Here is a 19,062-nt window from a genome sequence, read left to right as displayed (position 1 = left end):
ACACACATTCATGCGTCCCGGTGGTCGGTCGCTCAGTCCGGCCCCGTCGACGCCTCAGAGCGGCGGAAGCTTGGCCAATGACTTCTTGGGCGCCACATGGCGGTAGCTCGCGTCGAGAAGCTCGGCGACCTCGTCCCAGTCGGTCTTCTTGTCGAGAAGCAGTCCGAGCCAGCCGTACACGCCGACGTAAGCAGGGAGGAAGAAGCGCGGATCGTCGACGAGGGCGTCGCGTTCGGCGTCGTCGGGAATGAACAGCACCGACTGGTCGTGGCGCTCGCCGCCCTTGACGCTTCCGCCGTAGGTGCCGAACATCTTCCCGCAGCGGAACGTCGGTCGGCCGTGTGCGACGACCTCGGTGGCGTCGGGTAGCGCGAGTGCGATCGTGCGCACTCGGCCGAGCAGCGGATCGTCATCGTCGAACGCGATGGGATGCGGCATAGGTCGACGATAGGGGACGGTAGCCGAGCGGGAGGGCGTGTCGGTGCCCTTCGATAGTCTTTGAGGGTGGCACAAGACGTCGGAACCACGGATCCCACGACGAGGGATCCCAGCGCGGATCTGCGTGAGCAGTGGTCGAAGCTCGCTGAAGAGATTCGCGACCACCAGTTCCGCTATTACGTCAAGGACGCGCCGATCATCTCCGACGGCGAGTTCGACCATCTCCTGCGTCGACTGCAGGAACTCGAGGACACGCATCCCGAGCTCGCAACGCCCGATTCACCGACCAAGCTGGTCGGTGGGGGATTCTCCACGGCGTTCACCCCCGTCGACCATCTCGAACGGATGCTGTCACTCGACAACGTCTTCGACGGCGACGAGATGCGCACGTGGGTCTCGCGGGTCGAGGAGGAGGTCGGTGTCGGCACCGAGTACCTGTGCGAACTCAAGATCGACGGAGTCGCGCTCGCGCTGGTCTACATCGACGGCGTACTCGACCATGCCGTCACCCGCGGCGATGGACGCACCGGCGAGGACGTCACGCTCAACGCCCGCACCATCGAAGACGTCCCGGCGCGGCTGACCGCAACCGACGAGTACCCGATCCCGCATGTTCTCGAAGTCCGCGGTGAGGTGTTCTTCCGCGTCGAGGATTTCGAGGCGCTCAACGCATCGCTCGTCGACGACGGCAAGGCGCCCTTCGCCAACCCCCGCAACTCCGCGGCGGGTTCGTTGCGGCAGAAGAACCCGCAGATCACAGCCAGACGTCGGCTCAGGATGATCTGCCATGGGCTCGGCCACACCGAGGGCTGGAAACCCAAGTCTCTGCACGACGCCTACCTTGCCATCGGGGCGTGGGGGCTACCGGTGTCGACGCACACGACCAAGGTGTCGGGAGCCGACGCGATCCTCGACCGTATCGCCTACTGGGGCGAGCACCGACACGACGTCGAGCACGAGATCGACGGCATCGTCGTCAAGGTCGACGACTTCGCGAAGCAGCGTCGGCTCGGCTCCACCTCGCGCGCACCCCGCTGGGCGATCGCGTACAAGTACCCGCCCGAGGAGGCCACCACCAAGCTGCTCGACATCAAGGTCGGTGTCGGCCGAACGGGCCGCGTCACGCCGTTCGCCTTCATGGAACCGGTGCTCGTCGCAGGCTCGACGGTCTCGCGCGCCACGCTGCACAACGAGTCGGAGGTCCGCCGGAAGGGTGTGCTGATCGGCGACACGGTCACCATCCGCAAGGCGGGCGACGTGATTCCCGAGGTGCTCGGTCCGGTCGTGGAGTTGCGCGACGGTAGTGAGCGCGCATTCGTGATGCCGGAGCGCTGTCCGGAGTGCGGTTCCACGCTGCGGCCCGAGAAAGACAGTGACGCCGACATCCGTTGTCCCAACGCGAAATCCTGTCCCGCGCAGCTGCGCGAGCGACTGTTCCACCTCGCGGGCCGCGGCGCCTTCGACATCGAGGCGCTCGGGTACGAGGCAGCGACCGCACTGCTGAGCTCGGGGGTCATCGTCAACGAGGGCGACCTCTTCTCACTGACCGCCGACGATCTCGCCAAGGTCGACCTGTTCACCACCAAGGACGGCAAGCTCTCGGCTAACGGCAAGCGGCTGCTCGTCAATCTGCAACGCGCCAAGGATGTTCCGCTCTGGAGGGTGCTCGTCGCGCTGTCGATCCGTCACGTCGGCCCCACTGCGGCGCGTTCGCTCGCAACCGAATTCGGCTCGCTACAGGCGATCGAAGACGCGACGCCCGAACAACTCGCCGACGTCGAGGGACTCGGCGGAACCCTCGCGCAGAGCATTCACGACTGGTTTGCCGTCGACTGGCACCGCGAGATCGTCGAGAAGTGGCGTGCCGCAGGGGTTTCCATGGAGGACGAGCGCGACGAGTCCATCGTGCGCACGCTCGAGGGCAAGACCATCGTCGTCACCGGCTCGCTACAGGACTTCTCCCGCGACGGTGCCAAGGAGGCAATCTTGGCGCGCGGCGGTAAGGCGTCGGGGTCGGTATCGAAGAAGACCGACTACGTGGTCGTCGGCGACGCGCCCGGCAGCAAAGCGGCCAAGGCCGAACAACTCGGCGTGCCCGTGCTCGACGAAGACGATTTCAAGCGTCTGCTGGAGACAGGGGAGGGGCCTGCGCGTGCTATTCCGGAGTCTGACCCGGAGCCGAGTTGAGCAGTGATGATCTGAACGCCGAAACCGTGTGCGGCAGCCACAGCGCCTGCACCGGGGTCAGCGGCGGATAGTCGAAATCCTTGACGATGACTCGACTTTCGTGACTGGTGCCCGCGGGATCGGTCACGAACGCGACAGCGCTGTTATCGACGAGTACTGCTGTCGCGGGTGGTGCACCCTGGACACGGCAGACGCACAACGTCGGCTCCACGCCGCCGCGGCGCAGATGCGCGACCAAGAAGTCGGTGTAGAAGGACTGCCGTTCCGGAGCCCACACGACGATGGGCACGTCCAGGAGATCTCGCACCGAGATGGTGTCTGCGTCGGCCAGGCGATGGTCGGCCGCCATCGCCAGCCGCAACGGGTGATAGGTGACGATCGATGAGGTCAGTTGCGGTGGTGTCTCGACACCGCGGCGCATCACCAGATCGATCTCGCCCGACAGCAATTGGTCGGTGAATCGGTCGGGAAAAGTCTTGATCAGCGTCACCGATACGTCGGGATGCAGCTCCAGGGCGGGTTCGACGAGCGCGAAGACCTCATCGCCCGACAGGGCAGGTGAGTGTCCGATGGTGAATGCGTCGGGAACCCCGGCCGCCCGACGTCGGACCGATCGCGCGAGTTCGCGCGCGCCGGCGAGCAGTGGCAGCGCCCCCTCGAGGAGATCCTCGCCTGCGGCGGTCAGCACGAGACGTCGACCCGACCGGTCGAACAACGTCACACCGACCTCGCGCTCGAGTTGGCGCAGCGCCGTCGACAGCGCCTGCTGGGTCAGGAACATCTGTTCTGCCGCCGCAGCCAGAGTTCCGGCCTGCGCGACGGCGACGAACTGTTCGCGCCGTCGGGTGTCCAGTGCGGCAGCGTCTCCCAATTCGGACATAGCGCAAATGTTACTTGAGTAAGGTCCAGCAAGATCCGATTGAATTGGAGTATCGGGATTCCTACCGTCGAAGGCATGACGCAAAATCAGAGCTCATCCGTTCTCACTCGCCCTCTCGACGGCAAGAGTGCCGTCGTGGCGGCAGGTGCGAAGAATCTCGGTGGACTCGTGTCGCGCGATCTCGCGGGACACGGCGCCAACGTCGCCGTCCACTACAACAGCGATGCCAGCAGGCCGGAGGCGGAGAAGACCGCGGCCGCGGTCGAAGAGCTGGGCGGCAAGGCGATCATTGTTCAGGGAGACCTCACCGCTCCTGCCGCGGTCGCCGCGCTCTTCGACGAGGCTGTCGGCGCATTCGGTGGCGTCGACATCGCGGTCAACACCGTTGGCAAAGTGCTGCGCAAGCCCATCGTCGAAACGACTGAGGCCGAATACGATTCGATGTTCGACATCAATGCGAAGGCCGCGTACTTCTTTCTTCAGGAAGCAGGAAAGCGACTCAACGACGACGGTGCGATCATCACCATTGTCACCTCTCTGCTCGCGGCCTACACCGACGGCTACTCGACGTACGCCGGTGGTAAGGCGCCTGTCGAGCACTTCACCCGCGCGGCTTCCAAGGAGTTCGCCGATCGCGGCATCTCGGTCAACAACATCGGACCCGGACCGATGGACACGCCGTTCTTCTATCCGCAAGAGACGCCGGAGCGTGTGGAATTCCACAAGTCACAGGCGATGGGAAACCGGCTCACCCGAATCGAAGACATCGCGCCGATCGTGACCTTCCTTGCGACAGAAGGGCATTGGATCACCGGACAAACAATCTTCGCGAACGGGGGGTACACCACGCGCTGACCCGGTCAGACTGGATCTGGCCGTAGTTGCTCACCTGGCACCGATGGATTGCTTGCGGATCCGAGTGCCTGCCCGACGCGATTCATCAAGGGAGATCACATGACCACCTCGCTACCCGCTCCCGTTGCCGCGTCGATCGTCGCGACGAACGCGGGCGATCTGCAGGCGTTCCTCGACGCCTTTACGCCGGACGGCTCCGTCGACGATTGGGGTCGGGTCTTCACCGGACCCGACGCGATCACCGGTTGGAGCGACAACGAATTCATCGGTAAGAACGTCACTCTCGACGTCACGAAGGTGACGACGATCGGTGCCGACACGGTCGTCATCGCGACTGTCGGCGGAGACGGATTCAACGGTCCGTCGACCTTCACCTACACCGTGAGCGGAGACAAGCTGTCGCGCATGACAATTCGCGAATAACCCGTCGTTGCTTCGTCGGCGGCATCCCCGCCGCGCGCCATCCGGCTACGACTCGGTGCGCAGCACAGTGCTGACGATGCCCGAGAGGTAACCGAGACGCGCGATCTCCGACGGCCGGAAGTCGGGCCCGCCGATCCTTCCGAGCAGCAGGGCCTTCCTGCCATCCCCAAGTGGGGCTGCGGCCATGCGGGTGTCCATCTCCTGCCAGGCGCCGGGCACCCAGTCGGCGTCGGGATCGAGCTGCGCGGCCTCACTGAGCGGAAGCCAGTCGGCGCTGGTCAGCGGAGTTTCGGGCGCGCCGGAGCTGCCGTAGAGCGAGAGCACGCCACCTGCGGCCCTGGTGACGACCATCGCCCACGAGACGCGCAGGACGCGGGGTGCGTTGTCGACAAGGACCTGCAGGCGGTCATGGTCTGCGGTGGCCACCTGGTCGACCAGTTCGAGTTCACGGTGAGTGTCGAGTAGCCCGCTGTAGGGACGAATGGAGTCGACGCGCACGCCGCTGACCCGTTCGGCCGCCGTGATCAACGCATCGGGAAGCGAGCCGGGTGTGACATCGACGACGAGGTCGTCGACGGCGTAACCGTCGCCCCGTTCGACGACCTCGAGAGACAGGATGTCGGCGCCGACGGACCCGAGCTGCACGGCGAGCAGTCCGAGGCTGCCGGGGCGGTCCTCGAGGTACACGCGCAGCAGATATGACACGTGCGACATTGTCGCACCGTGGCCGCGGGCGTGCTCGGATGGCATAGGCCGCGCGCTGTTGCCACGATGGAGGACATGGTTTCGATTCCCGATCACGACGACGCGCCCGCCACGCAGCACGTCACGACGTCCGTCGCGCGACGCATCGAGTCAGGGCGTGAACACGACTTCGTCACCTGGACAGACGCCGGGATCGCGCTCGCCCGCACGTTCCCCGGCTTCCTCGGCGGTGGATGGTTGCGGTCGAGCAGCAAGCCCGACGAGTACTACGTCGTCTACCGCTTCGCCGACGACGACGCGCTCGAGGATTGGAACTCCTCGCCGGTGCGCAGGGCGTGGTTGTCGCGCGGTGAGGGTGTGGCCGTCGAGTATGCGACGCATCGCCTCTCGGGTATCGAGGGGTGGTTCGAACCACAGTCGACGCTGACCAACGCGGTCCGGGTGATGGGCGCACCGCCGCCGCGGTGGAAGCAGGCGGTCACCATCTGGCTGGGCTTCTTCCCGATGTCGCTGCTGATCAACTTTCTGGTGATTCCCCATCTCGGTGGGATGCCCCTGGTGCTCAAGACGTTGATCGCGACGCTGATCAACACGCCGATCATGGTCTACCTGGTGCTGCCGTGGATCACCCGCCGACTCAAGCCGTGGCTCCATTGAGGAGCGTCGAATTGGCTCGGGAACTCAGAGAGTTCCGGCCCGGAGAAAACACGTGTTTCTGACAGGTGCGAGCGAAGCTTCGCGCGCGTGTGTCAGAAACACGTGTATTCGCTGTCGGGGTGCAGCCTTGTCGGGAAGTTCATCGTCGAGGACCGCGTCGAATCGGCCGAGAGCGTCGTCGCCTAGGCTTGATGGGGTTGTCGGTGCGCTGTCACCGATGCCGGTGGGTTTGCTGGTGAGGAAGGACGTGATCTCTTCAAATGTCTGACGGATCTGGGTCAAAGGACGCAGGCTCGACGATCTCGCGTGAGCAGGTCGCGCACCTGGCGCGGCTGTCGCGGCTCGCGCTGAGCGACGACGAGCTCGATCTCTATGCGCAACAGCTCGATTCGATCTTGACGCATGTCGCGCAGGTCTCCGAGGTCGCTGCCGACGACGTTCCCCCGACCGCCCACCCGGCGGCGCTGGCCAACGTGTTGCGTGAAGACGTCGTCAAGCCCGGCCTGACCACCGAACAGGCGCTCTCCGGTGCGCCCGCCGTCGAGCAGGACCGGTTCGCCGTTCCGCAGATCCTGGGGGAGGAACAGTGAGTTCTCGGACACCGGCCACCCGCGCCGCCACAGACATCACCGGACTCTCGGCCGCAGAACTCGGCGAGAAGATCGCGTCCCGAGAGCTCTCGTCGGTCGAGGTCACCCAGGCGCACCTCGACCGCATCGCCGAGATCGACGACCAGCTCGGTGCGTTTCTGCATGTGAGTGGCTCCGAGGCGCTCGTCGCCGCCAAGGCCGCCGACGACGCTGTCGCGGCCGGTGAGGCGTCGTCGCCGCTCACCGGCGTGCCGCTCGCGCTCAAGGACGTGTTCACCACGACCGACGCGCCCACCACGTGCGGCTCGAAGATCCTCGAGGGCTGGGTTCCTCCGTATGACGCGACCGTGACCGCGCGGCTGCGTGCGGCGGGCATCCCGATCCTCGGCAAGACCAACATGGACGAGTTCGCGATGGGCAGTTCCACCGAGAACTCCGCCTATCAGGTGACGCGCAATCCCTGGGACACCTCGCGCATTCCGGGCGGTTCCGGCGGTGGCAGCGCCGCGGCGCTCGCGTCGTACCAGGCGCCGCTGGCGATCGGCACCGACACCGGTGGCTCGATCCGTCAGCCCGCCGCCGTCACCGCGACGGTCGGCGTCAAACCGACCTACGGCACGGTGTCCCGCTACGGACTCGTCGCCTGCGCGTCGTCGTTGGATCAGGGTGGCCCGTGTGGCCGCACCGTCCTCGACACCGCGCTGCTGCACGAGGTCATCGCGGGACACGACCCGCGCGATTCCACCTCGATCGACGTTGCCGTACCCGACGTCGTCGGCGCCGCACGTGCCGGAGCGTCCGGTGATCTGACGGGTGTACGGGTCGGCGTCGTGACCGAGCTGCAGGGCGAGGGCTACCAGCCCGGCGTGCTCGCCTCGTTCGAGCAGGCGGTCGCCACGCTCACCGAGCGTGGCGCCGAGGTCGTCGAGGTCTCCTGCCCGCACTTCACCTACGCTCTCGGCGCCTACTACCTCATCCTCCCCAGTGAGGTGTCGTCGAACCTCGCTCGCTTCGACGGCATGCGGTACGGGCTGCGCGTCGGCGACGACGGTAAGCACAGCGCCGAAGAGGTCATGGCACTGACACGCGAGGCCGGATTCGGTCCGGAAGTCAAGCGCCGCATCATGATCGGTACCTATGCCTTGTCGTCGGGCTACTACGACGCGTACTACGGCCAGGCACAGAAGGTCCGCACACTGATCGCGCGCGACTTCTCGACGGCGTTCGAGAGCGTCGACGTCCTCGTTTCGCCGACGACGCCGACCACCGCGTTCCCCATCGGCGACAAGGTCGACGATCCGCTGAGCATGTACCTCTTCGACCTGTGCACACTCCCGGTGAATCTTGCGGGTGTCGGGGCGATGTCGGTGCCGTCGGGTCTGTCGGCAGACGACGGGCTGCCCGTCGGACTGCAGATCATGGCTCCCGCACTCGCCGACGACCGGCTCTACCGGGTGGGCGCTGCATACGAGGCCGCCCGCGGTCCGATCGTCTGATCGGTTCCGGGCAGGCCTCGGGCCTGATCCAGCCCCGAGTACCGGTGGCCGACGCCTGCGGGACCGTCGAGCGATCCCGCGAGGTCGGCGGAGTTCTGCACGAACGTCACCACGGGCAGCCACGGGACGCGGCGGGTGGGTTTGCCGACAGTGACCGTCTCGGAGGGGCGTGACGGAGTGCGCCAGATCTCCGCCGCCGACCAGGTGGTCACCGGATCGGTCGCGTTCGCCATCACGATGCGCGGCGATCCGTGCGTGTGCGTCGCGACGGTGTCCGCGGGAACCCCGGAGAGAACGGTGGCACTGACAGTGCCGGGTCGATGGTCGTCGGCCCAGACCCGCGCCGTCTCCGCTCCGATCGCGCCGAGGCTCTGGCCGTACAGGATGATGCGCGGACGTTGCTGTGCGGGAACGGAATCGAGTGCGGAGGTCACTGCCGCAACGACAGCGACAGACGCGCGTCCGGCGGCGTCCCGGTCGGTGACGAACGCCCGCCACGACTGCGTCGACGCGTAGCGGGGCGTGATGGTGTGCATCCGGCCGACGCGTTCACCGATCGCGGTGACCGCACCGGCGTCGATCCAACCCGAGCCCGTCGGGACCGCGATCAGCACGGCGTCGTCGCCGCGGCCGCCCGCGTCGACCCATTGCTGCACAAGGGCATTCGCGTCGCGCGCGCTGGTCACCTGGGCGCTCAACGTCGACGCCGACGCTGTGCCCGAGGCGGGCGTGAGCAGTCCGGCGACAACTGAAACGGCGCCTGCCACGGCCAGCGCGCTCAGCCGTGGCAGCCAGACGATCGCGGCGACCACCGCTAGTGTCGGCCCGATCAGGAACGCCAACCACTCGATGCCGACCGGGGCGTAGCCCAGCTCGCTGCGAATCCCGTTCTGCCACCACATGTTTGCCGCGGCCGCGACCGTCAGGAACGCACCCGCCGCGATGGTTGGTGACCATCGAGTCGCACGCCGCGAACGATGGCACAGTCTGAGCCCGACCATCGTGGCGCTCACGGCAACGGCGGCGCATACGGCGACCACGACGCCCGCGAGCCACGGCGTCCGCGGAAGAGGAGACGGCCAGAGACCTACCCCGGCGGCGAGCACGATCGCCCAGGCGATCGCCGGATGGGGTGGTGAAGGCGCGGTGAGTGCTCGATCGGTCCCCGGGATCGTCATCGTGTCGCCCCCGACGGTGCCTGTGCGCCATCGCGCTCGGCGTCGCTGTTCCGGTCGGGATCGCCGTGGATATCGCCGTGGACGAGGTGTCCGATCGCCGAGAACGTCGCGGTGAGGAGGTTGTTGCGGTCTTGTGGCGGGCCCTCGCCTTCGTGCCAGGTGTTGAGTCCGAGTCCTACGCGTGCCAGCTCGGCCGCACCCCCGCACAGCGGGTCGTGACAGGTCTCACGCATCCGCGTCACGAGCGACGTGTCGAGGCCAAGTCGCGCCCAGGCGCCCAACGGATGGCCGACCCGCGCCGAGTAGCGCAGCAGGTCATAGCCGAAATCATGAGTGCGACAGAGTGGTTCGAACGACGCGGGCATGGGGACCGGTGACGAGCAGCCGCCATGAGGATTGCTCGCCTTGCCGTCGTCGAGCACCGGTCGGTACCCCATCGTCGGAGCGAAGTCGGGTGGGAGGGCAGCTAGTGCCCCGGCGCCGTTGCCGTCGAGAAGGCGCCTGACGACCGCGGCCGCCGCGGGGTCTTCGGTGGTTGCGGTGTGGTCGGAGGTGTCGGTGTTCGACGTCGAAGCGACCGCCGACTGCGCGGCCGCGTGGCCGGCAGGCGTCATGGGGAGGGTGGCGAACGCGGCGACGCTGACGAGCAGAAGTGCGGCTGACCAGCGTCGACGTCGGTGGGTGCGATGGGGGAGTCGGTGGCTCGAAGTCATGTCATCGACGCTAGAAATGCGGAGCACCAACCCACATCGGCCGCGAGTGGGGTTGTCGCACAGTCCATTCGCGGTGACCGCTGTCGTCGACCCACTACCGCAGAGCGACCCCGATCTCCCTCTTGGGTATGAGGACATCGTGAGCCGACTCGCCTACGGTGGACGACGAGGTGATCTGATGATGAAGCACGTGCGGACCGGGCTCCGTAAGGCCGGCTCCGCCCTCGTCGACGAGGTGCGCGCTATTCCCGCGCTGTCGGATCCCGATGTGCGACGCTATTTTTCGTCGCGCGCGAATGTGTTCTTCTTCCTGTGTGCCGCAGTGCTGTTCGCTGTGGCATGGCCGACATCGAGCCTGACGCACGACGTTCCGGCGTACGCGATGCCCGCCGTGGCCGCGGCGATCGCATGGCCGGTTGCGCTGGGGTGGTCGGCTCCCGTTGTGGGATGGGCGATCTCGTTGCTCGCGGCGATGATCATCGGGTCGGTGGTTCCCACGGTGGGCGGGTGGCCGTGGTCGATCCAGGTGACGCACATCATCGCAATCCTTGTGCTGTCGTTCATGGCCGCACTCCGATGCCCGCTCCGGTGGCTGCCGGTGATCTGGTTGGCGTCGACGTTGGTGATGACGAATTCGGCCCCCGACGACCAGCGGCCGGGATGGATCTTCGGTCTGACGTTCGGTGCCATCGTCATCGCCCTTGTGCGCGGGCTGCTGGCATCTCGTAGGCAGCTGGCCGAGCGCACCCAGGAGACCAAGGCGGCGGAATCCGAGGCGGCCGTCCTGCAGGAGCGTGCACGCATCGCGCGTGACCTCCACGACGTCGTTGCCCACCGGATGTCGATGGTGGTGGTGATGGCGCAGACCGCTCGGTATCGACTGCCCGACGTCAGCGACGCCGCTGCGGCCGAATTCGACGCGATCGCCGTGGCGGCGCGCACCTCGCTCGACGAGGTGCGCCAGCTCCTCGGCGTGCTGCGTGAACCCGACGACACCTCAAATGCGTCGAGTGCGCGGACAGCGCCCAACCCCGGGCTCGAACACATCGAGTCGTTGGTTGAGGCGACACGTCGGGCAGGAGCCGACGTGCAGTTGCATCTGGCGACGCCCGGAACGGACGTCGGCGAGGCGTCGGGTCTGGCCGTGTATCGGATCGTGCAGGAGTCCCTGGCCAACGCCACCCGCCATGCGCCGGGAGCGCGGACAGACATCTGGCTGCGCGACGGTGCACAAGGTCAGCTCGAACTCGCAGTCGTCAACGGGCCGGGCACCGAACCGCCGCTGGATCTTGCGGGCAACGGAGCCGGTATCCCCGGTATGACCGATCGGGCGCGCAGCGTCGGCGGATCACTCGTCACCGCGCTCACCCCTGACGGCGGATTCGCCGTCCGCGCGTGGGTTCCCACCGGAAACCAGCGCGCGATCACTTCATCGGACCCAACCGCATCATCGGACCCCACTGCTTCATCAAATACAGATTCATCAAATACAGATTCTTCGGATGCAGAAAGGTAGCGTGCATCCGGTGCCGATCACGCTTGTCATCGTCGACGACCAGGCGATGGTCCGACAGGGATTCTCGGCGTTGCTCGCCGCCCAACCCGACTTCTCGGTGCTCGGTGATGCCGCCGACGGCGTCGAGGCCGTCGAACTGTGCGCCAGGGTGAGCCCCGACGTAGTGCTCATGGATGTGCGGATGCCCAGGCGCGATGGGTTGTGGGCGGCGCAGCGCATCCTGGCGAGTCAGGCGGGCGTCGAATCCGGTACGGGCGCAGGCGTTCCGGCGAACGGCGCCGCGGGCAAGACGCGCGTGCTGATGTTGACGACCTTCGACATCGACGACTACGTGTACGAAGCGCTGCGGATCGGGGCGTCGGGATTTCTGCTCAAGGATGCGCCCGCCGACGAGCTCGTCCGGGCTGTGCGGGTGGTCGCGGCGGGCGATGCGCTGCTGGCGCCGTCGATCACCCGCCGACTCATCGCCGAGGTGACCTCGCGGCGTGAGCGCCGCACCTCATCGCCGGAACTCGCATCCCTCACCCCGCGCGAGCGTGAGGTGCTCGAACTGGTCGCCGAGGGCAAGTCGAACGCCGAGATCGCGGGCGAACTGTACGTCACCGAGCAGACCGTCAAGACACATGTGAGTGGATTGTTGGGAAAACTCGGCCTGCGCGATCGCGCCCAAGCCGTCGTCTACGCCTACGAGCACGGTGTGAAGTGATGAACACCGGCTGTACGGCATTCGCTGTCGCACGGCGCACGGCACGACGGCCAACTAGATTGGACAGCGTTCACCCAAGTAAGCGTTCACCAGTGAGCGTTCACCCCGGCGGCTAACTCGGATAGCGGCAACTCGGACGGCGGAAGGCACGAAGAGACATGGCGAAGAGATACGGCATTCTCACCTCCGGAGGCGACTGCCCGGGTCTGAATGCGGTCATCCGCGGTGCGGTTCTCAAGGGAGAAACCGTCTATGGGCAGGAGTTCGTCGGCTTTCGTGACGGCTGGTACGGACTCGTCTACGGCGACATCATCGAGCTCGACCGCGCCCGTGTGCGTGGTCTGAGCCACGAGGGCGGAACCATCCTCGGTACCAGTCGATTCGGTCCGTACTCCGAGCCGGACGGTGGCGCGGAGAACATCAAGAAGGTCCTCAAGAACCTCGAGATCGACGGTGTGATCGCCATCGGCGGCGATGGCACGGCCGCAGCGTCGCAGCGCCTGTTCGAAGACGGCATCAACATCGTCGGCGTGCCGAAGACCATCGACAACGATATCGCCGCGACCGACTACACGTTCGGTTTCAACACCGCGGTCGAGATCGCGACTGAGTCCATCGACCGGTTGCGTACCACCGGTAACTCGCACAAACGCTGCATGGTGCTCGAGGTGATGGGCCGTCACGCGGGGTGGATCGCATTGCACTCCGGAATCGCGGGCGGCGCGCATGCCATCTTGATCCCGGAGCATCCCGAGAGTCTCAATCAGATCTGCGCCTGGGTGACGAGCGTGAAGAACCGCGGTCGCTCACCGATGGTCGTCGTCGCCGAGGGCTTCAAACTGCCCGAGATGGAGACCGCACATTCGACGAAGGGGCTCGACGGCTTCAACCGGCCCCGACTGGGCGGCATCGCCGAGGTCCTCGCCCCGATGATCGAGGAGCGCACCGGAATCGAGACCCGCGCAACCGTGCTCGGCCACGTACAGCGCGGTGGAGTGCCGACGGCGTTCGACCGCGTCCTGGCCACCAGACTCGGCATGGCGACGACCGATCTCGTCGCCGACAAGGGCTGGGGGCAGATGGTGGTGCTGCGTGGCACCGAGATCGAGCGCACCACCTTCGACGAGGCGCTGGCCAACCACAAGCAGGTCCCCGCGGCCCAGTATCAGGAAATGCGGGTCATCTTCGGCTGACGGGCCCCGCTCGGCGCGGCTCGGTGATGCGCGCCGTCGATGCACACGACCCGACCGACCGGGCGATGCGCGCACGCATAAACTGGACGCCATGACTGCCGCGACCGCCGAACTGATGGACTACGACGAGGTCATCGAGAAGTTCGATCCCGTGATGGGACTCGAGGTGCACGTCGAGCTCGGTACCGACACCAAGATGTTCTGTGCGTGCCCGACCGCCTTCGGAGCCGATCCCAACACGCAGGTGTGCTCGGTGTGCATCGGCCTGCCCGGATCACTCCCCGTGGCCAACGCCAAGGCCATCGAGTACGCGATACGCATCGGACTGGCGCTGAACTGTTCGATCCGGCCGTCGAGCACCTTTGCGCGGAAGAACTACTTTTATCCCGACCAGCCGAAGAACTACCAGATCTCCCAGTACGACGACCCGATCGCCTACGAGGGATACCTCGACGTCGCGCTCTCCGACGGAACGACCTGGCGTGTCGAGATCGAACGCGCTCACATGGAGGAGGACACGGGCAAGTCGCTGCATGTGGGTGGCGACGGCCGCATCCACGGCGCCGACCACTCCCTCCTCGACTACAACCGCGCGGGTGTGCCGCTCGTCGAGATCGTCACCAAGCCGATCACCGGTGCCGGAGCGCGCGCACCCGAGGTCGCGCGCGCCTACGTCACGGCGTTGCGAGATCTCCTCAAGTCACTCGACGTCTCGGACGTCCGCATGGATCAGGGATCGCTGCGCTGCGACGCCAATGTGTCGTTGATGCGCAAGGATGCCTCCGAGTTCGGCACCCGCACCGAGACCAAGAACGTCAACTCGCTCAAGAGTGTCGAGGTCGCCGTCACTTACGAAATGCGAAGGCAGGCAGCGGTTCTCGAATCGGGCGGCGAGGTCGTGCAGGAGACTCGTCACTTTCACGAATCCGACGGCACCACCTCGGCGGGGCGTCGTAAAGAGACCGCGGAGGACTACCGCTACTTCCCGGAGCCCGATCTGCCTCCCGTGCAACCGGATTCGGCATGGGTGGCCGAGATCCAAGGCGCATTGCCTGAGTTGCCGTGGGTGCGACGCGCGCGGATCCAGACCGAGTGGGGCGTGTCCGACGAGGTCATGCGTGACCTGGTCAACGTCGGCGCCGTCGACCTCATCATCGCGACCGTCGATGCGGGTGCCGCTCCCGAAGCCGCGCGCGGCTGGTGGGTGTCATTCCTCGCGCAACAGGCCAATACGCGCGAGGTCGAACTCGCCGATCTGGCCATCACTCCGGCGCAGGTCGCCTCGGTCATCGGACTCGTCGACGAGGGCAAGCTGACCACCAAGCTCGCGCAGCAGGTCGCGGTCGCGGTGCTCGACGGCGAGGGCGAACCCGAGCAGATCGTGGCCGACCGTGGCCTCGAGGTGGTGCGCGACGACTCCGCACTGCAGAAGGCCGTCGACGAGGCACTGGCCGCCAACCCCGACATCGCCGACAAGATCCGGGGCGGCAAGGTTGCGGCCGCAGGCAAGATCGTGGGCGACGTCATGAAGGCGACGCGCGGTCAGGCCGACCCGGCTCGTGTGAAAGAACTGGTCATCGCCGCCTGCTCCTGACGACGCCCGAGCCGATCAGCTCGCGTTTGGAAGAAGCGCGAGCACATCGTCGTCGACGCCGGCGTCGACCAGTCGTGACCGCGTCTGACCGAGCCACGTGTCTGCCCACTCCGGGTCGACGCCGTGCAGGATGTCGTACTGCGCCTGCCACGACACCCTGCGGAAATCCGGGGTGCCGGGCGGGTGCAGTCGTCGCGACTTCGCATCCGATATCTGTTCGGCGACGAAGAAGAGAAACTCGTCGGCAGAGGTGGTCTGTCGGTCGGAGAGAATGCGTGCACGTTCTCTGACCGTCAGATGCCACACGCCGTCCTGCTGCCAGCATGATGGAACACCGTCGTCGCGCAGACGTGACAGCTCGGGGAGGTCGTCGGTGGTCGCCCCCATACGACGGCCGAGCTCGACGATGCGCGTCGTCATCGACTCGCCGAGCCCGCTGTCGATACCGGTCATCCGCTGGTCACCGGCGGGAACGTCTGCAGCAGGTATCCGGCGCACAGCAGCCAGCCGACGTTGACGTCGGTTCCACACTCCGGGCGGCTCGGCAGAAGCTGTGGGACCACCTCGTACTGAGTGCCGAGACCGGGTTGTTCGAAGGCCGGTGCGATCGGGCCGGTGTAGATCGGGAGTTGCTTGACCACGCGGTACACGTGGTAGTTGCAATACCGGGGGCTGGAGCTGTTGACGAGATTCGACGGCGGCAGTGACCGTTTGATGTAACTCGTGCCGGTGGGTGCGAAGAAGTTGCCACCCTCACCGCCGTACCGGTCGATGCTCTTGCCGACGTCCAGCGCGGCGCGGTGCTTGATGGGCTTGCCGTTCCTGATAACGTACCCCTGTTGTTCCGGATAGCGCCAGTTTGCTTTGGGCTTCGCGTCCGGGTCCCACCACTTGGTCAGGAAGTCCTTGCCGTCGGTGAAGTTGCCGAGGCGCTTATAGCCGGCCAACTGAGGTCCGACCGGCGCCTCCGTGGCGAATTCCTTCGGGCCGAGGCGCCAATCGCCCGGGCTGTAGAGTTCCGCCGAACAGCCGGCCGAGGTGCCCGGCAGGCCGGGGATGCCGCCGAGACTGCCGAAATCGGAGGAGCCCAAACCCGGTGCCGCGGTGGCCACACCGGCAGACCCGAATGCGAGGGCGAGGAAGAACGAGAGTACGAGAACCAGAACGCGACGACGCATGGGCCGTGCCTTTCGCTGAATGATCAGTGGTGAAGGCAGCGTAGAGCGCGCCCATGTCACCGATCGGCAGTATCGCGAAATCCGTACGACGAACGGGTGACGGAAAACGAGGCTCGTACCTCAGGTCCGATTCTCCGACGACGCGGGCGGAATGAAGCGCACGACGCGGTCGTCGGTGGCGACAGGCTTGCCCGACGCCTTGTTCACGGTCGCGAAAAGCATTGCGCCACTTGCGGAGCTGACGATCCGACCCAAAGCGCCGTAACGCTTCTCGAGAACGACGGCAGGCGGAGTGATCGTCGGCTTCTCTCGTGTCGGTTCGGTGAGCGCGAGGATCTGCTGGGTGCGCGTGGTGGTTACGAAGATCTGGCCCGATGAGACCGCGCAACCCGCGACATCGGGTTTGTCCGGCCACGTCCACAGCACCTTGGGCCCGGCCGACTCGACGATCTGCAAGCGATCCTCGGTCGAGGTGCGATCGGCGACGTAGAGCGCTCCGGTGTCGTTGTGGCACAGTGCCACGTTCGATCCGAATCCGGAGGCGACGACTTTCGGTGGCGGATTGGCGCCCGACCCGAACGAGGTGACGGACAGCAGTTTGCCCGCGAGCGACGCAGGGTTTGCCGCCGCCGACGGATCACCCGCATCGCCCGTCGCGACGAGGAGCTCGGTGGGGGAGCGGAAGTACAAAGCCCCCATGTTTCCGGTGGCACCCTTCGGAATCCCGGTGAGAATCGGCTTGGCGACGTCGCCCGGCGCGATCCGGACCACGCGATTGTCCGACGGGGTGGTGATGAGGGCGTAGATGAGCCGGTCCTGGCTGTACGTCGGAGACAACGCGAAGTCGACGAGTCCGCCGTCGCCCGAGCCGTCGACGTCGAACGAGGCGATCGCTCGTTGCGGTCCATAGCGCTTGGCGGTGATCAGTTTGCCCGTCGTGCGTTCGGCGACGACCGTTGTGGTCGCCTGATCGTCGCCGGGCATGAGTCCTCCGGTCGACGCGAGACATGTGGCGATGACCTGGGGGTCGGGGTCGACGCACGGGCCTGTCGGCGGCGGACCCTGATTCTCCGGGGTGCTGGGCTCGGGGGTCGGCGTCTGCTGCTGATTCTGGGGCGCATCGTTGTTGGCCGAGAAGTCGCCTGCCGCGCGGTCGCGGTCCTGAGCGGAGAAGTCTGCGCACCCGGTGAGTACGACCGCCGCCAGCATGATCGCCCCCGTCAGCAGTGCCCACAGGCGCACCCGCCGGGATCCGGCGGTTCGATGCCGCTTGTTCCGCCCCTCTCGCATGCACACCACAGTAGGCGATGGTCGACGACTCACCGCGCGCTGTTGGGCGGTGGCCCGTCGGCGACGCTCTACAGTCGACTGTGTGACTGAACGAGACGACCGGGCCTCTACCGACGACGTCTCCGGAGCGGCGTCGAACTCCGACGATCGCGGTCTGAGGGGAAGTTCAGGCAGCGGCACCGGGCGCGTGGCGGCAGGCAACGCGGAGACGGGCAGCAACAAACCCTACGTTGGTTCCGACGGCGACTCCGCGAGTCCGTACGACGAGACGACCGGGCAGATCCCCATCCAACAACGTCCTGCCGACGACCGTGATGCCTTCTACGACAGGCACTCTCGTGGACGGATGACTCGCGTCGACGAACTCGACGATCTCGATCCGGACGAGGTGCAGACGCGCCCGTTCTCCGCCACGACCCCACCCGCTGGGAAGCCGACGCCGCCGGCAGCAGTGTCCTCAGAGTCGGCCGCGGGGGCGACGGGGCATCGACGGCGCCGCAGGCCCGCGCCGCAACGTATCGACGACGCCGCGACCGAACGTTTCGCGAGCTCCGAGCCCGCAACGCCCGAACCTGCGCGCGAGCACGGGGACGTTGCCCACCCGGTCACCGCCGCCTCGACCGAGCGTCACGACACCGCGATCATCGATACGGCCACCCCTCAACCCGAACACGACGCCGCCGACTCCGCGACGGCCGAACCCGTCGACCCCGCCACTCCTGAGCCCGTCGATACAGCGAGATTCAGCAGTGCGCGGGCCGACGTCGACGCAGTGCCTGCGCCGGTACACGCCGACCATGACGAGTCGCTCGCGGTCGCCGAGCCGCGCGTGCGACGCGGCACCCTCGACCTCGGGCTGCTGCTGTTACGCGTGGCCGTCGGAGTCGTCGTGATGGCGCACGGTTTGTCACACCTGTTCGGTTGGTGGACCGGCACAGGTCTCGACGGGTTCCAGAATGAACTCCTCAATCCCGCGAACCCCGCGATCGGATTCGCAGCGGACGCCGCCAAGCCGCTGGCAGCGGGTATCGCGCTCGCCGAGACGATCGGCGGTCTGATGGTGATCGTCGGGCTGCTCACGCCGATCGGGGCGTCGGCGATTCTCGCGGTGATGCTGCTGGCAGCCGCATTCAAGACAACGCTCGCCGGTGGGTTCGAGTTCTTCGCGAGCGCAAGCGGCGTCGAGTTCGAGCTCATGATGGCCGCGGCGGCCGCCGCCATCATCCTCACCGGGCCGGGGCTCTACTCACTGGACTATCCGCGTGGCTGGGCCCGCAGACCGTTCATCGGCTCGGTGTTGTGGCTGGTCGTCGGGATCGCCGTCGCGTGCGTGATCTGGATCTTCTGCAACGGCACCGACCCGTTCACCTCTCCGGGCAACCCGGGCTGACAGCCCCGCTGTAAAGACACCAACGCAATGAAGAAGGGCCCGACCAGTTGGTCGGGCCCTTCTTGTTGGAGTT

The 19,062-nt window shown here is 66.5% G+C and carries 19 protein-coding genes; 11 read left to right on the top strand and 8 right to left on the bottom strand.

Annotated features, from left to right (window positions below):
* Window positions 1-54: 54 nt before the first annotated feature.
* Window positions 55-438: an MmcQ/YjbR family DNA-binding protein gene (locus GOSPT_RS08775; protein WP_005205276.1), complete on the bottom strand. Its 384-nt coding sequence runs from the start codon at window positions 436-438 to the stop codon at window positions 55-57.
* Between the two features lie 66 nt (window positions 439-504).
* On the opposite strand from GOSPT_RS08775, the gene ligA reads away from it, so the two are divergent.
* Entirely contained in the window at window positions 505-2,625 is a 2,121-nt protein-coding gene (gene ligA, locus GOSPT_RS08770) for an NAD-dependent DNA ligase LigA (RefSeq protein ID WP_005205274.1), read from the top strand.
* On the opposite strand, the gene GOSPT_RS08765 is transcribed toward ligA, so the two are convergent.
* On the bottom strand, window positions 2,594-3,505 hold the full coding sequence (locus GOSPT_RS08765; RefSeq protein ID WP_005205272.1) for a LysR family transcriptional regulator: 912 nt from the start codon (window positions 3,503-3,505) through the stop codon (window positions 2,594-2,596). The two genes, ligA and GOSPT_RS08765, sit on opposite strands and share 32 nt — an antisense overlap.
* Window positions 3,506-3,580: 75 nt before the next feature.
* Here GOSPT_RS08765 and GOSPT_RS08760 point away from each other — a divergent pair, with 75 nt between their 5' ends.
* On the top strand, window positions 3,581-4,360 hold the full coding sequence (locus GOSPT_RS08760) for an SDR family oxidoreductase (RefSeq protein ID WP_039855270.1): 780 nt from the start codon (window positions 3,581-3,583) through the stop codon (window positions 4,358-4,360).
* 99 nt (window positions 4,361-4,459) lie between these two features.
* On the top strand, window positions 4,460-4,783 hold the full coding sequence (locus tag GOSPT_RS08755; protein ID WP_005205267.1) for a nuclear transport factor 2 family protein: 324 nt from the start codon (window positions 4,460-4,462) through the stop codon (window positions 4,781-4,783).
* A 45-nt stretch (window positions 4,784-4,828) separates the two neighbouring features.
* Here the strand turns inward: GOSPT_RS08755 and GOSPT_RS08750 are convergent, their stop codons facing one another.
* Window positions 4,829-5,497 carry an ACT domain-containing protein gene (locus tag GOSPT_RS08750; RefSeq protein ID WP_005205265.1) on the bottom strand — a complete coding sequence of 223 codons (669 nt, stop codon included), beginning with the start codon at window positions 5,495-5,497 and terminating at the stop codon, window positions 4,829-4,831.
* Window positions 5,498-5,554: 57 nt separating this feature from the next.
* On the opposite strand from GOSPT_RS08750, the gene GOSPT_RS08745 reads away from it, so the two are divergent.
* From GOSPT_RS08745 to gatA, 3 genes are all read left to right on the top strand, one after another.
* Window positions 5,555-6,145: an antibiotic biosynthesis monooxygenase gene (locus tag GOSPT_RS08745; protein ID WP_005205264.1), complete on the top strand. Its 591-nt coding sequence runs from the start codon at window positions 5,555-5,557 to the stop codon at window positions 6,143-6,145.
* 260 nt (window positions 6,146-6,405) lie between these two features.
* The gene (gatC, locus tag GOSPT_RS08740) at window positions 6,406-6,735 is read left to right on the top strand and encodes an Asp-tRNA(Asn)/Glu-tRNA(Gln) amidotransferase subunit GatC (RefSeq protein ID WP_005205262.1); all 330 of its coding nucleotides are present in this window, start codon (window positions 6,406-6,408) and stop codon (window positions 6,733-6,735) included.
* A complete protein-coding gene (gene gatA, locus GOSPT_RS08735) occupies window positions 6,732-8,231 on the top strand; it encodes an Asp-tRNA(Asn)/Glu-tRNA(Gln) amidotransferase subunit GatA (protein ID WP_005205259.1) in 1,500 nt (499 codons plus the stop codon). Before gatC ends, gatA begins: the two co-directional genes overlap by 4 nt.
* Here the strand turns inward: gatA and GOSPT_RS08730 are convergent.
* Entirely contained in the window at window positions 8,183-9,409 is a 1,227-nt protein-coding gene (locus tag GOSPT_RS08730) for an alpha/beta-hydrolase family protein (protein ID WP_005205257.1), read from the bottom strand. The two genes, gatA and GOSPT_RS08730, sit on opposite strands and share 49 nt — an antisense overlap.
* Window positions 9,406-10,122 (bottom strand): hypothetical protein, encoded by a 717-nt coding sequence (locus tag GOSPT_RS24045; protein ID WP_174273039.1) that lies wholly within the window; start codon window positions 10,120-10,122, stop codon window positions 9,406-9,408. The genes GOSPT_RS08730 and GOSPT_RS24045 overlap by 4 nt, the downstream gene beginning before the upstream one ends.
* Window positions 10,123-10,303: 181 nt before the next feature.
* Between GOSPT_RS24045 and GOSPT_RS08720 the strand changes: the two genes are divergently transcribed.
* The 4 genes from GOSPT_RS08720 (at window position 10,304) to gatB (ending at window position 15,131) form a co-directional block, all read left to right on the top strand.
* Window positions 10,304-11,638 carry a sensor histidine kinase gene (locus GOSPT_RS08720; RefSeq protein WP_082946528.1) on the top strand — a complete coding sequence of 445 codons (1,335 nt, stop codon included), beginning with the start codon at window positions 10,304-10,306 and terminating at the stop codon, window positions 11,636-11,638.
* A 10-nt stretch (window positions 11,639-11,648) separates the two neighbouring features.
* Window positions 11,649-12,344, top strand: a complete 696-nt coding sequence (locus GOSPT_RS08715; protein ID WP_039855305.1) for a response regulator — start codon at window positions 11,649-11,651, stop codon at window positions 12,342-12,344.
* A 158-nt stretch (window positions 12,345-12,502) separates the two neighbouring features.
* On the top strand, window positions 12,503-13,537 hold the full coding sequence (locus GOSPT_RS08710) for an ATP-dependent 6-phosphofructokinase (RefSeq protein ID WP_005205247.1): 1,035 nt from the start codon (window positions 12,503-12,505) through the stop codon (window positions 13,535-13,537).
* Window positions 13,538-13,628: 91 nt separating this feature from the next.
* Window positions 13,629-15,131, top strand: coding sequence for an Asp-tRNA(Asn)/Glu-tRNA(Gln) amidotransferase subunit GatB (gatB, locus tag GOSPT_RS08705; protein WP_005205244.1), 1,503 nt, complete (start codon window positions 13,629-13,631; stop codon window positions 15,129-15,131).
* A 15-nt stretch (window positions 15,132-15,146) separates the two neighbouring features.
* On the opposite strand, the gene GOSPT_RS08700 is transcribed toward gatB, so the two are convergent.
* From GOSPT_RS08700 to GOSPT_RS08690, 3 genes are all read right to left on the bottom strand, one after another.
* Window positions 15,147-15,584, bottom strand: coding sequence for an Imm63 family immunity protein (locus tag GOSPT_RS08700; RefSeq protein ID WP_005205243.1), 438 nt, complete (start codon window positions 15,582-15,584; stop codon window positions 15,147-15,149).
* The gene (locus tag GOSPT_RS08695) at window positions 15,581-16,309 is read right to left on the bottom strand and encodes a TNT domain-containing protein (protein ID WP_005205240.1); all 729 of its coding nucleotides are present in this window, start codon (window positions 16,307-16,309) and stop codon (window positions 15,581-15,583) included. Before GOSPT_RS08695 ends, GOSPT_RS08700 begins: the two co-directional genes overlap by 4 nt.
* A gap of 120 nt (window positions 16,310-16,429) precedes the next feature.
* On the bottom strand, window positions 16,430-17,599 hold the full coding sequence (locus GOSPT_RS08690; protein ID WP_082946522.1) for a PQQ-dependent sugar dehydrogenase: 1,170 nt from the start codon (window positions 17,597-17,599) through the stop codon (window positions 16,430-16,432).
* A 187-nt stretch (window positions 17,600-17,786) separates the two neighbouring features.
* Here GOSPT_RS08690 and GOSPT_RS08685 point away from each other — a divergent pair, with 187 nt between their 5' ends.
* The gene (locus tag GOSPT_RS08685) at window positions 17,787-18,989 is read left to right on the top strand and encodes a DoxX family protein (protein ID WP_005205236.1); all 1,203 of its coding nucleotides are present in this window, start codon (window positions 17,787-17,789) and stop codon (window positions 18,987-18,989) included.
* Window positions 18,990-19,062 lie beyond the last annotated feature (73 nt).

The sequence above is a fragment of the Gordonia sputi NBRC 100414 genome (assembly GCF_000248055.1).
Taxonomy (GTDB): domain Bacteria; phylum Actinomycetota; class Actinomycetes; order Mycobacteriales; family Mycobacteriaceae; genus Gordonia; species Gordonia sputi.
This window is presented reverse-complemented; position numbering and strand designations above follow the sequence as displayed.